The 13,153-nt window shown below is 47.8% G+C and carries 12 protein-coding genes and 1 other RNA gene; 2 read left to right on the forward strand and 11 right to left on the reverse strand.

Annotated features, from left to right (window positions below; translation table 11 throughout):
- The first annotated feature begins 80 nt into the window (after nucleotides 1-80).
- Nucleotides 81-1,310: an aminotransferase-like domain-containing protein gene (locus CHH60_RS12675; RefSeq protein WP_095359485.1), complete on the forward strand. Its 1,230-nt coding sequence runs from the start codon at nucleotides 81-83 to the stop codon at nucleotides 1,308-1,310.
- Between the two features lie 175 nt (nucleotides 1,311-1,485).
- Here the strand turns inward: CHH60_RS12675 and rnpB are convergent.
- From rnpB to glyQ, 8 genes are all read right to left on the reverse strand, one after another.
- Nucleotides 1,486-1,894: RNase P RNA component class A (gene rnpB / locus CHH60_RS12680), an RNA gene on the reverse strand.
- A gap of 81 nt (nucleotides 1,895-1,975) precedes the next feature.
- The gene (locus tag CHH60_RS12685) at nucleotides 1,976-3,091 is read right to left on the reverse strand and encodes a Nif3-like dinuclear metal center hexameric protein (protein ID WP_095359486.1); all 1,116 of its coding nucleotides are present in this window, start codon (nucleotides 3,089-3,091) and stop codon (nucleotides 1,976-1,978) included.
- Complete coding sequence (locus CHH60_RS12690) at nucleotides 3,067-3,825, reverse strand: tRNA (adenine(22)-N(1))-methyltransferase (RefSeq protein WP_095359487.1); 759 nt, start codon at nucleotides 3,823-3,825, stop codon at nucleotides 3,067-3,069. Before CHH60_RS12690 ends, CHH60_RS12685 begins: the two co-directional genes overlap by 25 nt.
- A gap of 183 nt (nucleotides 3,826-4,008) precedes the next feature.
- Complete coding sequence (gene rpoD, locus CHH60_RS12695) at nucleotides 4,009-5,148, reverse strand: RNA polymerase sigma factor RpoD (RefSeq protein WP_095289908.1); 1,140 nt, start codon at nucleotides 5,146-5,148, stop codon at nucleotides 4,009-4,011.
- Nucleotides 5,149-5,191: 43 nt separating this feature from the next.
- Complete coding sequence (gene dnaG, locus CHH60_RS12700) at nucleotides 5,192-7,012, reverse strand: DNA primase (protein ID WP_095289907.1); 1,821 nt, start codon at nucleotides 7,010-7,012, stop codon at nucleotides 5,192-5,194.
- A gap of 48 nt (nucleotides 7,013-7,060) precedes the next feature.
- Nucleotides 7,061-7,528 carry a YaiI/YqxD family protein gene (locus CHH60_RS12705; RefSeq protein ID WP_431523674.1) on the reverse strand — a complete coding sequence of 156 codons (468 nt, stop codon included), beginning with the start codon at nucleotides 7,526-7,528 and terminating at the stop codon, nucleotides 7,061-7,063.
- A 218-nt stretch (nucleotides 7,529-7,746) separates the two neighbouring features.
- Nucleotides 7,747-9,825, reverse strand: a complete 2,079-nt coding sequence (gene glyS, locus CHH60_RS12710) for a glycine--tRNA ligase subunit beta (protein ID WP_095359488.1) — start codon at nucleotides 9,823-9,825, stop codon at nucleotides 7,747-7,749.
- Nucleotides 9,818-10,705: a glycine--tRNA ligase subunit alpha gene (gene glyQ, locus CHH60_RS12715; protein WP_095359489.1), complete on the reverse strand. Its 888-nt coding sequence runs from the start codon at nucleotides 10,703-10,705 to the stop codon at nucleotides 9,818-9,820. The genes glyS and glyQ overlap by 8 nt, the downstream gene beginning before the upstream one ends.
- A gap of 180 nt (nucleotides 10,706-10,885) precedes the next feature.
- Here glyQ and CHH60_RS30080 point away from each other — a divergent pair, with 180 nt between their 5' ends.
- A complete protein-coding gene (locus CHH60_RS30080; RefSeq protein ID WP_146239840.1) occupies nucleotides 10,886-11,095 on the forward strand; it encodes a hypothetical protein in 210 nt (69 codons plus the stop codon).
- A gap of 119 nt (nucleotides 11,096-11,214) precedes the next feature.
- Here CHH60_RS30080 and recO read toward each other — a convergent pair whose 3' ends face one another.
- The 3 genes from recO to era form a co-directional block, all read right to left on the reverse strand.
- On the reverse strand, nucleotides 11,215-11,967 hold the full coding sequence (gene recO / locus CHH60_RS12720) for a DNA repair protein RecO (protein ID WP_095359490.1): 753 nt from the start codon (nucleotides 11,965-11,967) through the stop codon (nucleotides 11,215-11,217).
- A gap of 33 nt (nucleotides 11,968-12,000) precedes the next feature.
- The gene (locus CHH60_RS12725) at nucleotides 12,001-12,141 is read right to left on the reverse strand and encodes a YqzL family protein (protein WP_095359491.1); all 141 of its coding nucleotides are present in this window, start codon (nucleotides 12,139-12,141) and stop codon (nucleotides 12,001-12,003) included.
- A 101-nt stretch (nucleotides 12,142-12,242) separates the two neighbouring features.
- Nucleotides 12,243-13,145, reverse strand: a complete 903-nt coding sequence (gene era / locus CHH60_RS12730; RefSeq protein ID WP_095359492.1) for a GTPase Era — start codon at nucleotides 13,143-13,145, stop codon at nucleotides 12,243-12,245.
- Nucleotides 13,146-13,153 lie beyond the last annotated feature (8 nt).

Raw genomic sequence — 13,153 nt, forward strand, 5'->3', positions numbered from 1 at the left:
CATTTTACTGTTATATCGCATTCCGGCTATTATAGTTTATAATATCAGTATAACAGTGAATAACAGGAGATGAGAACACGATGAGTATCCCTTGGTCCAAAATGGCTTTAAACACCCCGTCCTCTGTCGTTCGCGACATGCTTCAGGCTGCACAGGCGCCTGGAATGATATCCCTTGCCGGAGGTTTACCAGCACAGTCATCATTCCCGGTTGAAGCTATACGTGACGCGTATCAACAGGTGTTTATGAGCGGTGCAGCTGCCCTTCAATACGCAGAAACGGAAGGCTACAGACCGCTGCGCGCCAAAATTGCCGAGCGTCTGGAATCCAAGGGCATTCCCGCTTCCCCCGATCATATGCTCCTGACTACAGGATCACAGCAATCCATAGATCTGGTCTGCCGTATTCTGCTTGATCCAGGTGACAGCGTACTGGTTGAATCACCGACCTACCTGGCTGCTCTTCAAGTTATCCATTCCTATCAGGCCGAATCCCATGGGGTAGCCTGCGATGAAGAAGGCATGCTCCCTGAATCCCTTGAAGAACAGTTAAAACAGCATCAGCCGAAACTGGTGTACATTAATCCAACGTTCTCCAATCCTTCAGGCAAAGTATGGAGCCGCACCAGAAGACAGCAGGCCGTTGACCTATGTCGCAAATACGGAGTACTCATTCTGGAAGACGATCCATATGGCGAAATCCGTTTCAATCCGGAACAACTGGATGCACCTTCGCTTGTCGAACTGGATGCAGCGTCTTACGATGGACCATCCAACGTCATCTATACGAGCACATTCTCCAAAACCGTAGCTCCAGGACTTCGTACGGGTTGGATCCTTGCTTCTGCAGATATTGTTAAGATTGCTGCTCGAGCGAAACAGGGAGCCGATCTGCATTCCAGCAGCATCGACCAGAGAGCTCTTCATGCCTTGCTCGAAACGTTTGATCTTGATGGGCATATACGCAGCATTTCCAAAGACTACGCCAAACGGATGAATACCATGACTTCACTTATGGCAGAGAAAGCTTGGGAAGGAATCACATGGAACTCTCCGCAAGGCGGCATGTTCCTGTGGCTCGAACTTCCTGAAGCGATGGCAGCCAGTAATTTGTTTACTTACGGTATTCAGGAAAAAGTGTGCATTGTACCTGGTGATTCCTTCTACGCCGGAACTCCTGAACTGAACCGGATGCGTATCAACTTCACACATACAGACCCTGAGCTGCTTCCTGAAGCCGTTGAACGTATGGACCGAGCTATTCAGCGCTGGCATGCTGCTGCACAATCCGATACGGCGGTTACACTGTAATAAACTGTCATTAACTGTATTATAACTAGTATCCAGTCAGAACTTAATGCGTAAAAAAATAAGGCGGCAGATCCGAGAAAATCGGGTTCTGTCGCCTTATTGATGTTTGTTTGAATTTTTTAGAAGAGAAGTACAATTAAATGTGAGTACATCGATCAATACATGTTGTTGCAGTTTGGAAAGCTTACCGTAAGCCGGGTTCTGTGCTCTTCGTGGTTCAAACGGGAACTACCCTCCCACCACAAGCGACAATCATCTATCTAGGCCATACATTGCTGCACAGCTCAAGCGACCAACCTAGACACACCTCGGGCTAAGGCTGCCTCCTCCGAAGAGTCGGCTGTGTCCCATTAGGTCTTGCTCCAGATGGGGTTTACCAGGAACGAAGTCACCAGCGTTCCTCGGGGTCTCTTACACCTCGGTTCCATCCTTGCCTGTACCGGAAAATCCGGCCATCGGCGGTCCATTTCTGTGGCACTATCCTTCAACTCGCGCTGACTGGACGTTATCCAGCATCCTGCCCTGTGGAGCCCGGACTTTCCTCTCGTGGCAACAAGGCCACCAGCGATTGTCTGTCAAGCTTTCCGAACAACATTACATAGTATACAGGCATTTGAGTTTACAAACAAGCTTAATATTACTGGAAACAAGCGTTCCCGATTTAACTACATAAATTGGAATACTTCCGTATTGACCTCCGAAGCCGTCACTTGGGTCTTATAACGCTTGTCTGTCAATTGCGTACGCAGCCAGTCTGCTGTTTTGGACTTCATGATCTTCTCGGCATTATGCCCAGCATCTATGATGCACATGCCAGCCATCAGCGCATCATGAGCAGTGTGATAATCAATATCTCCCGTTACGATGACATCGGCCCCTTTGAAACGGGCGGTCAGGGTATAGCGGCTTCCCGAACCGCCAAGGACCGCTGCTTTTTTGATCGGCCGATTCAGATCCCCTACTACTCGAACGTATGGCACGTTTAATTGGGCCTTCACGACCTCTACCAGCTCACTCAGTGTCTTTGGTTCCTTGAGGGGTCCCAGACGCCCCAGACCGAGTGTACGGCCTTTTAAATCCATTGCATACAGGTCATAGGCCACTTCTTCATAGGGATGAGCCTTCAGCATGGCCTGTACAACTTTACTCCGTAGGCTCTGCGGTACAATGGTCTCAATACGCATCTCTTCCACTCGCTCCAGCTGGCCCTGTTCACCGATAAAAGGCTGTGTTCCCTCTCCTGGTACAAAGGTTCCTGTTCCTTCGGTATTGAAGCTGCATTTGCTGTAATGGCCGATACTTCCAGCTCCAGCCTCCAGAATGGCGTGAAGCACCTGTTCATGATGCGTGCGCGGAACAAATACAGCCAGCTTGTACAGATGGTCTGTATGTACATCTTCCAGTGACTCTTTGCTCTCAATGCCAATCGCTTCAGCCATCCAATCATTCATGCCGCCTTCGGCCACGTCCAAATTCGTGTGACTGATATATACGGCAATATCATGCTTGATCAGCTTCTCATACAATTTGCCCATCGGTGTATCCGTATTGAATGATTTTACCGGCCGGAAAATAATCGCATGGTGTGCAATAATGAGATTGGCCCCGATTCGAATAGCTTCCTCTACAACTTCATCAGTCACATCAAGAGCAATAAGAATGTGGTTTATTTCTTTTTGCAGACTGCCCAGCTGCAGTCCTATCCGGTCATCGGGTACAGCCAGATGTTTGGGAGCCAGCTGCTCCATCAATTGAATTACAGTTTGACCTTTGGCAAACATTCGAGTACCTCCTTCAGGTTTGCAATCAGACGATCCACCTCGGCAGCCTTTTCACGGGAGGAGTCCTGGTCCGATTTTGAGATGGACTGCACAACACTCTTCAGCTTAACGATCTCACTTTCCCATTTTGCAAAGAATACGTCTGTGGGTCTGTCCACCAGATATGGACCCATACGCAGCAATAGATCTTGCGTCAGAACCACTCCACCTTCAAGCGGACGGGCGAGGTACACTTCCTCATTCGCAATTGGACTGGATGCCTGGGGCATGGCTGTAATAATCTCATAGATCTTACCATCTTCCTCAAGCAATCGTTCTGCCACAACCACCCACTGATGATCCAGCAGCCAGCGTCTGAGGATATCCTCACCCACATTAGGTTGAAGGATAAGCATCTTCACTTCTTCCAGTTTGGAAAGGCCGCGGTCCAGTATGGAAGCAATTAATGCTCCACCCATTCCCGCAATCGTAATGACATCTACCTCGCCTGCAGAGACAACTTCAAGCCCGTCTCCACGTCGAACGGTAATTTGCTCCTGCAGCCCTGCATCACTTACCTGTTTGCGCGCAGCCTCGTAGGGTCCCGGGTTAACTTCTCCGGCCACAGCACTTGCAGCCTTCCCACTGCGAACGGCAGCTACCGGCAGTAATGCATGATCTGAGCCTATATCGGCTAGACGGCTGCCCTCGGGAATTTGATCATGTATTTGTTGTAATCGATTCGAAAGTTTCATGAAGCACCTGCACATTCATTTAATTTATTGATTTGCATTGGACAACGAAAAGCGATAAAATGAAATCCAATCAAACATTTCAAGGATTAATTACCAAAACCAAGCAATTAAGACATTCGATTTAAAAATAAAGGAGACCTCGCCGCCGCCTAAGCGGCTTGCGAAAAGTCTCCCGTAGTTCTGTTATTCGAGGAAATCCTTAAGCCGTTTGCTGCGGCTTGGGTGGCGCAGTTTACGAAGAGCCTTAGCTTCGATCTGACGAATACGCTCACGCGTAACTCCAAATACCTTGCCCACTTCTTCCAGCGTTCTCGTCCGTCCATCGTCCAGACCAAAACGAAGGCGAAGCACATTCTCTTCACGCTCTGTCAACGTATCCAGTACGTCTTCAAGCTGTTCTTTCAGCAATTCATAGGCAGCAGCATCTGCTGGAGCCAAAGCTTCCTGATCCTCGATAAAATCGCCCAGATGGGAATCATCCTCTTCACCAATCGGTGTTTCGAGGGAAACCGGTTCCTGTGCAATCTTCGTGATCTCACGCACTTTCTCCACACTCAGATCCATTTCAGCTGCAATTTCTTCTGGCGTTGGTTCGCGTCCAAGTTCTTGCAACAACTGACGGGATACCCGGATCAGTTTATTTATGGTTTCGACCATGTGCACCGGAATACGAATGGTACGCGCCTGATCGGCTATCGCACGTGTGATCGCTTGACGGATCCACCAAGTCGCATACGTACTGAACTTATACCCTTTTTTGTGGTCAAACTTCTCAACTGCCTTGATCAGACCCATGTTTCCTTCCTGAATCAGGTCAAGGAACAGCATACCGCGTCCCACATATCGCTTGGCGATACTGACAACGAGTCTAAGGTTGGCTTCAGCCAGTCGGCGTTTCGCTTCTTCATCCCCGTTTTCAATCCGTTTGGCAAGCTCCACTTCATCATCTGCAGACAACAAAGGTACGCGACCAATCTCCTTCAGATACATCCGGACAGGGTCATTGATTTTGATACCTGGAGGCAAGCTCAGATCATCATCAAAGTGGAACTCATCGTCTCCCTCTCTGCTGTTGTTTTCTGAGTCATCATTAGGGCGAAGCGTAACCTCTTCATCATTCTCGTTTACCACGTCGATACCCAGGTCACTTAATTGTTCGTAGAACTCATCCATTTGCTCAGCATCCTGCTCAAACGGGGAGAGTTTCTCAATAATTTCCTTGTAGTTCAATGAAGCTCTTTTTTTGCCTGATTCAATCAGTTGATCCTTAACCTGATCCAGCGTTAATTCTGTTTCTAGTTCAGTATGCTGATCATTCGCCATAACTCGACTCCCTCCTCCCTAGAAACATCCAACACACGGACATTTACTGTCTCTCTAGGGCAATCATTTCAATTGCGATTTGTGCCGCGCGTACAAAATCACCTGCACGCTCTGCAGCAATCATTTCTTCTTTTTTCAGATCGTACTCTTTTTTGCGCGGATATTTCAGCACTTCCCTGATACAATCATCGAGTATCTGAACGTTCCATTCACCCGGGCCATCCATCATTGAGATCGAGCTGACGGTTTTCTCCAATCGATCATCATGCAATGAGGACATAAAACGGCTTGTATCCGGCGATTTGCCTTGCGCATAATAGGCATATAGATAAGCAGCAATAGCTGCATGATCATCCAAGTTAAAAGCTTCACCAAGATGCTCATTCACATACTGGGCAGCCTCGTCATCCTGAAGCATCCAGGCAAGCAATTTGCGCTCAGCAGCATGGTAAGCCGGCAACAGATTGGGTGTAGGCACCTGCCTATTTTGTTGCCTACCATTATTCCACCTTTTCGGGTTATTATCCCCATACTGCTCGTTATTTTTCATGGACTGGCGCTCTTCATTACACTCCTGCTTCAGTGTCTCAAATGACACATCCACTTCGGCAGCCAGTTCACGCAAATACACTTCGCGTTCTGTAGGGGAAGATAATGGCGCGATTAGCTTTACCGCTTCCTTGGAATAGGCGATCAGACCGCCGCCTTCTAGCAGTATATGGTTTTTTTTAAGGTTTATAAGCTTAAATTTTGTTGTGGTCACAGCACCGTCTACAATCTGGTTGCGAAACCGTTCACCACCGTACTTCCGAATAAAATCATCCGGATCAAGCCCTTCGGGTATAAGAGCCACCTTAACCTGCAGCCCGGCTTCTTCCAGAATGGGGAAGTTCTTCAGTGCAGCGGCCTGCCCTGCTCGGTCACCGTCATAACAGATAATGACTTCGTCGCACATGCCCTTGAGCATAAGCGCCTGATTCTCGGTTAGCGCTGTACCCATGGCTGCTACTCCGTTCTGGATCTCTTGATCCCAGGCGGAGATCACGTCGCCGTAACCTTCGAACAATATAGCTTGTCTTTGTTTGCGAATTGCATTTTTGGCCTGATGCAGATTGTAGAGAACTCGGCTTTTGTTGAATAACCGGGTTTCCGGTGAATTTAGGTACTTCGGCTGCCCGTCTCCCAAAATGCGGCCTGCAAATGCAATCGGTTTGCCGCTTCTGCCATTAATCGGGAACATAACCCTGTCTCGGAAGCGGTCCACATAGCCCTGACCTTCACTCCGCTGCGACAGAAGACCGCCCTTTTCCATCTCTTCAAGAGGAAAGTTGCGCTTCTCCAGAAATTGCACCAACGTGTCCCAACGGTTCGGCGCATAACCAATCTGGAACTGGTCAATCAGCTTGTCGCTAAAGCCCCGCGAGCGTAAATACTCCATGGCTGCTTTTCCATGCTCTGTATTTTTCAATAAGAAATGATACAGCTTTGCAGTTAGCTCATACGCCTCCAGCAGACGTTCTGTCTCCGGATTTACATGAGCGGATTCACGCCCTTGCCAGTCTCCCATCGAGATGTGACTTTCTTCCGCCATCGTCTTGACAGCCTCGGGAAAGGATAACCCTTCGATTTCCATCCTGAATTTGATGGCATTTCCACCCGTGCCGCAACCGTAGCAGTAGAAAATTTGTTTCTCTGGTGTAACTGTAAACGAAGGCGTCTTCTCGGAATGAAAAGGGCAGAGGCCTTTCATGTACTTCCCCTGCTTGGTCAGATGCACAAATCGGCTCACCGTATCGACAATATCATGCTGCTGTAACACCGATTCAATAATGCTTTCGGGTATACCGCCTTGTCCGGTACTCATCTCTGGCCACCTTCATCTCTTTCAGCACGTAAATATAATTCGCTAAACTTACACATTCTCCTGCAAATCTTTCAAAAGTTTTGTCAGTTTATGTTGAAAAATTTCCCGATCCTGCTCTGTGAAAGGCTTTGGACCCTTCCCATAATGCCCTCTTTTCCGTGCTTTGGCAGCAGTATGCCGGGAATCGAGCATAAAATCAATGTCACGATCATTAAATTCGCGACCACGAAATGATAAAACATAACAACGTTTGCCAAGCGCGAGTGCAGCCAGTCCATAATCCTGTGTAATGACAACATCACAGGGCTTGATATGATTGGCGATGTACAGATCCGCGCTCTGATCACTGCGGTCGACCTGCACGGTACGCACCCCTTCTCCTCCCTGAAGCAAATGATCAAAGGAAGATACTAACAATACGGGGATATCAAAACGACGGGCCGTTTCTGCAATCTCGGCTTTCACCGGACAAGCATCTCCGTCCACAACAATCTGGCGTACATTCAACTCACTCAACCTCAGGATCACCCGGCTTCATAAAATAGCTGCATATTGTTATATACGACTTCCGCCAGCGAAATTCCTTCTGACCAGTCAAGGTAAATCAAAGGCTAAAATACGGAACGGCTGTTAAAAATAAAATTTCACAACCCGTTCCGTATATTTATACCCTCATATATCTTTCTTTAATACTGAATTTGAAGCGTATGCTCTAACCCGTCAGTGCCGGGATATTATACTAACACCAATTTGGAGAAATCGGCAAATCCTTTCAAGTCACGATCGATAGCTGCGAGCAGAGCCAAGCGATTAGCACGGACTGCTTCATTTTCTGCCATAACCATTACGGAATCGAAGAATGCTGTTATGGCTTCCTTCCAAGCGGATGCAATCGCGAGCGCTTCCGCTGCATCGTGCTGCGACAAGGCTTTGCGATATTCCTCATTGGTTCTGTTCCAAGCTTCATGCAGCTGCTTCTCTCCCTCTTCGGTAAACAGTTCAGGATGAACAGAAGCATTCGACGCTTTGGCAGCCAGGTTACCTACCCGGTTGAAAGATTCCACTGTTGTTTTGAACGCATCACCGGTTTGAACAGCGGCCATCAAAGCCTCACCTTTTGGAACAACAGCACTAATATCATCGAATCCGGCAGAGATCACGGCATCAACTACATCATAACGAACAGTCTCGGACAACAGTTTTTTCACACGAAGACCGAAGAAGTCCTGCAAATCTTTACGAACCTCTTCATCTGCACGTTTCAAAAGGTTCATCTGAGCATGTACCTGAAGCGCAACCCCGAACACATCGGAGAGCGTCAGTGGAAGCTGATGATCCAGCAAGATTTGTACAATACCCGCAGCCTGACGACGAAGTGCATATGGATCCTGGGATCCAGTCGGGATGATATTGATGGAGAAACAGCCCACGATGGTATCCATTTTATCTGCAGCACTTACGATCGCACCTACAAGTGAAGCAGGAGATTGGTCTCCGGCAAAGCGCGGCTGATAGTGTTCAAATACCGCTTTGGCCACTTCTTCCTTCTCACCTGCCTTGCGAGCGTAATCCTCACCCATGACACCTTGCAATTCAGGGAACTCACCAACCATCAGCGTAACCAGGTCAAACTTGCAGATATCTGCAGAGCGGCTCACCGACTCCGCAACATCAGCTGAAACCTGCAGCTTGGATGCCAGACCGTCCGCAATTTTGCGAATACGACGCACCTTGTCACCAACGGTACCCAGCTCCTCCTGAAAGACAATGCTCTCCAGTTTGGACAATGCGTCCTTGATCTCGAGCTTCTGGTCTTCTTCGTAGAAGAACTTGGCGTCAGACAGACGGGCACGCAGTACTTTTTCGTTACCTTTGGCGATGACATCAAGTGAATCACTGCCTCCGTTACGAACGGTTACAAAGAAAGGCAGCAATTGTCCCGCACTATCCAGTACAGGGAAATAACGCTGATGCTCACGCATCGAAGTTATCAATACTTCCTGAGGGATATTGAGGAATGAAGGATCGAACGTTCCGAACAATACAGTTGGCGTTTCCACCAGAAACAGTACTTCCTCCAGCAAATCTTCCTTGATAGCGATATCCCAGTTCTTCTCGGCAGCCAGTGCCTGAATCTGGGAAACGATCATTTGCTCCCGTTCCTTGATATCTGCAATAACATGTTCGGAACGCAGCAATTCGACATATGAAGCAGGATTAGTAATCACGGCCTCCTTACCAAGGAAACGATGTCCCCTGGTTACATTCCCGGATTTCACACCTGCAACTTCAATATCAATAACCTCACTACCAAGCAGAGCGACAATCCAGCGAATCGGGCGGACAAATTTGAAATCATATGAAGCCCAGCGCATGAATTTAGGGAATGTCATGGCGTGCAGAATCGACAGCAATCCTTCACCGATTACCGATGAAGTCTCTACACCTTTGCTGCTCTTGGTTGCATAGATATACTCGACTCCGCCGAGTTCCTTAAACGTAAACTGATCCGGATCAACACCTTGACTGCGTGCAAATCCGAGTGCTGCTTTGCTCCAGTTGCCGCTCTCGTCAAGTGCAATTTTACGGGAAGGACCTTTTACTTCTTCTTCCACGTCCTCTTGCTTCTCGGCAACATCCTGAATCATGACAGCCAAACGACGTGGTGTAGCATAAGCGTTTACCTCACCATGTGTTATGCGGGATGCATCCAGCCATTTCACGATACGATCCTGCAGCTGTTCAATCGCCGCGCGCATAAAGCGTGCAGGTACTTCCTCCAGACCAATTTCAAACAACAGATCCTTAGACATGCTCCGCTCCCCCTTTCTTGATCAGCGGGAAGCCAAGCTTCTCGCGTTCTTCCACATATGTTGCAGCCACTTGGCGTGCCAGATTACGAACACGTGTAATGTAACCGGTACGTTCAGTAACACTGATTGCTCCACGAGCATCAAGCAGGTTAAACGTATGGGAACATTTCAGCACATAGTCATATGCCGGAAATACCAGATGCTGTGCCATAGCCTTATTGGCTTCTTCTTCATGCATGTTGAAGAGGGTAAATAGCATCTTTACATCAGATACATCAAACGTATATTTGGAGTGTTCAAACTCAGGCTGCAGGAATACATCACCATAGGTGATTCCCTCTACCCATTCCAGATCAAACACATTTTCTTTCTCCTGAATATAAGAAGCAAGGCGCTCCATACCATACGTAATTTCGACAGCCACCGGGTTCGTCTCAATTCCGCCGACTTGCTGGAAGTATGTAAACTGTGTAATTTCCATACCATCGAGCCATACTTCCCATCCCAGGCCTGCGCAACCCAGAGAAGGATTTTCCCAGTTGTCTTCAACAAAACGGATATCATGTTTAAGCGGGTCAATCCCCAAACGTTTGAGACTTTCCAGGTAAATTTCCTGAATGTTGTCTGGTGAAGGCTTAATAATGACTTGAAATTGATGGTGCTGATACAGACGGTTCGGGTTTTCTCCGTAACGTCCGTCGGAAGGACGACGGGAAGGCTCTACATAAGCTACTTTCCAAGGCTCTGGTCCAAGTGAACGCAAAAAGGTCATCGGGTTCATGGTACCTGCTCCTTTTTCTGTATCATATGGCTGGACAATAATACAGTTGTGCTCGGCCCAGAATTGTTGCAGCGTGAGAATCATCTGCTGAAAATTCATAATCATGCTCCTTTTCAATGAGTTTATTGACAAGCTGAGAAAACTTCCGATTTGCACAAACGTCAATCGAAGCCCGACGTAGAACGGACAAAACGCGTTTTGCGAGAGATTCCCGGGATATATCCACCAGCTTTACGGAAAATATTTCCACAATCAAAAAAAGCCCTCGCCCTACGCCTGTTGTCCAGACGTAGGGACGAGAGCTACTCCCGCGGTTCCACCCTACTTGGCTTGTGTATAAAACAGGATAACCTGTTCACGCAAGCCCACTTTTCCGTGTCCATTCATGCTCCCGAGTGCCATTTCACAGACCGATTCATCCCGGCTTGCACCATCCCAGGCTCGCTCAATTATCGTAGTCAGGACCGTCTGGCCAATCTACGAGAATAATAAATCAGGTCTCCTACTCTCTCGTTCAATGCATGTCTCCAAAAAGAGAAATTATAGTCCATATTAAATAAAAAAGAGTGCAAAGTCAAGTGAATCTTGTCATCCCCAGAAAACACACCTTAAATCCCGTATTTCTCCATCTGATCGAGAAAAGAACGGGATTTCAAATTGAGACCCAACTGGTGATCCATGAAGGCTCTCATGATCTTCTTCATTTCATCTCTAGTGGCCTCACTGACGGATATGTTGCCCAATCGCTGCAAATCCAGCTGTGCAAATAACCGCAGTAACCTCAGAGCTTTAGGACTTACGGACAACGCAGGTGGATCAAAGTGTTTACAGGCTCTGCACAGCACACCACCGAGCCTTGGACTTACAAACAACTGTTCATCCGGCCGTTCCTGGCCGCATGAAATGCATTCATCAAGCGACGGGCCGTAGCCCGCCGATTGTAATATTTTCATCTCATAGAGACTGGTAATGACGCTTGGGTCCTTCTCTTCCTTTAAAGCCTGAAGACAAGCCTTAAGCTGCTTGAACCAGAAAGCACCTGTTTCCTCATCCTGCAGGACCCTATCCAGCAGTTCACATGCATAGGATGCATAAGCTGCTTTAACTAAATCTTCCCGAAGCTCATGATATGACTCCATGATTTCGCCCGCATTTAGTGTCCCCAGGCCCGTATTACGGAAATATACGTATTGACCGTACGTAAACGGCTGCACCAGCGCAGCATGTCGGCTTTTGGGCTTTTTGGCACCACGGACGAGTACTCCTACTTTTCCACCACTTTCGGTGCAAAGCGTAATAATTTTGTTTCCCTCGCCGTAGTCCATGCTGCGGATGACAATCCCTTCCACCCTGTATAGCATGCCTCGTCACCTAACCATTCCCGAATCAGCCAATTAACCTTCGGCTTCTTCATCTTCTATCACTTCCCCTGCAGTATCAGACTCCTGTCCTGTTGGCGCACATGCCTCGGTATACAACAAATAGGACTCCACATCCCCCGTCATTGCAAAAACCTTCCACGAAAAATCTCGCATCAGAATTTCATCCTCTCTTCGGAAATGACGTCTGCATCTACCAGTTAGGATGGAGTCTTGCAAGGTAAACTATGTGTTGCAATTAATGGATACTTGCTCGATTAAACGTCACGGTGGAAGCCGAGATCACGCAGAACGCGATCCTGATTTCTCCAATCCTTTTTCACCTTAACCCACAGATCCATAAAGATTTTCGAACCCAAAAGGTTTTGAATATCCGTACGCGCACGTTTGCCGACCTCTTTTAACAGGGCTCCCTGTTTACCGATAATAATCCCTTTTTGAGAGTCACGCTCTACAAAAATAACGGCTGAAATGTATACTACCCCGTTGTCCTGAACCTTCATATCCTCAATGGTTACAGCAATGGAGTGGGGAACCTCTTCCCGGGTCATTTGCAGAATTTTCTCCCGAATCAGCTCCGCACAAACGAACTGTTCCGGGTGGTCTGTAACCTGATCTTCCGGGTAGTATTGCGGTCCTTCCGGCAAATACTTGCCGATCTGATCAAGCAGTGTACTTACATTGCTGCCGAGTTTGGCAGAGACCGGTACAATTTCTGCGAAATCATGCAGCTTGCGATACTCCTCAATAAGCGGCAGCAGCGCTTCCGGTTCGATTTTATCAATTTTGTTCATCACCAAAATGACCGGAGTCCGAACATTTTTCAGTTGTTCTGCAATGTAACGGTCACCACCGCCCATTCCCTCGGAAGCGTCAATCAGGAACAGAGCTGCTTCCACTTCCCCGAGTGTATTCAGGGCAGTCTGGTTCATATAGTCACCCAGCTTGGATTGCCGTTTGTGGATACCTGGTGTGTCCAAAAAGACAACTTGCTTGTCATCGGATGTGTAAACGCCATGTATTTTATTACGAGTGGTTTGCGGCTTGTCCGACATAATGGCTATTTTTTGACCAATAACCTGGTTCATCAAAGTCGATTTACCAACGTTAGGACGCCCAACAATAGCTACAAAACCCGATTTAAATGCTTTCTTCTTCATATGGTCCT

Source organism: Paenibacillus sp. 7523-1 (assembly GCF_002276415.1).
Classification (GTDB): Bacteria; Bacillota; Bacilli; order Paenibacillales; family Paenibacillaceae; genus Paenibacillus; species Paenibacillus illinoisensis_A.

Excerpts from the sequence above, each read along its gene's own strand:
- CHH60_RS12690 (WP_095359487.1), bottom strand. The coding sequence starts at position 3,825 with ATGAAACTTTCGAATCGATTACAACAAATACATGATCAAATTCCCGAG.
- glyQ (WP_095359489.1), bottom strand. The coding sequence starts at position 10,705 with ATGAATTTTCAGCAGATGATTCTCACGCTGCAACAATTCTGGGCCGAG.
- glyS (WP_095359488.1), bottom strand. The coding sequence starts at position 9,825 with ATGTCTAAGGATCTGTTGTTTGAAATTGGTCTGGAGGAAGTACCTGCA.
- dnaG (WP_095289907.1), bottom strand. The coding sequence starts at position 7,012 with ATGAGTACCGGACAAGGCGGTATACCCGAAAGCATTATTGAATCGGTG.
- rpoD (WP_095289908.1), bottom strand. The coding sequence starts at position 5,148 with ATGGCGAATGATCAGCATACTGAACTAGAAACAGAATTAACGCTGGAT.
- CHH60_RS12685 (WP_095359486.1), bottom strand. The coding sequence starts at position 3,091 with ATGTTTGCCAAAGGTCAAACTGTAATTCAATTGATGGAGCAGCTGGCT.
- CHH60_RS12675 (WP_095359485.1), top strand. The coding sequence starts at position 81 with ATGAGTATCCCTTGGTCCAAAATGGCTTTAAACACCCCGTCCTCTGTC.
- era (WP_095359492.1), bottom strand. The coding sequence starts at position 13,145 with ATGAAGAAGAAAGCATTTAAATCGGGTTTTGTAGCTATTGTTGGGCGT.
- CHH60_RS12725 (WP_095359491.1), bottom strand. The coding sequence starts at position 12,141 with ATGCGAGATTTTTCGTGGAAGGTTTTTGCAATGACGGGGGATGTGGAG.
- recO (WP_095359490.1), bottom strand. The coding sequence starts at position 11,967 with ATGCTATACAGGGTGGAAGGGATTGTCATCCGCAGCATGGACTACGGC.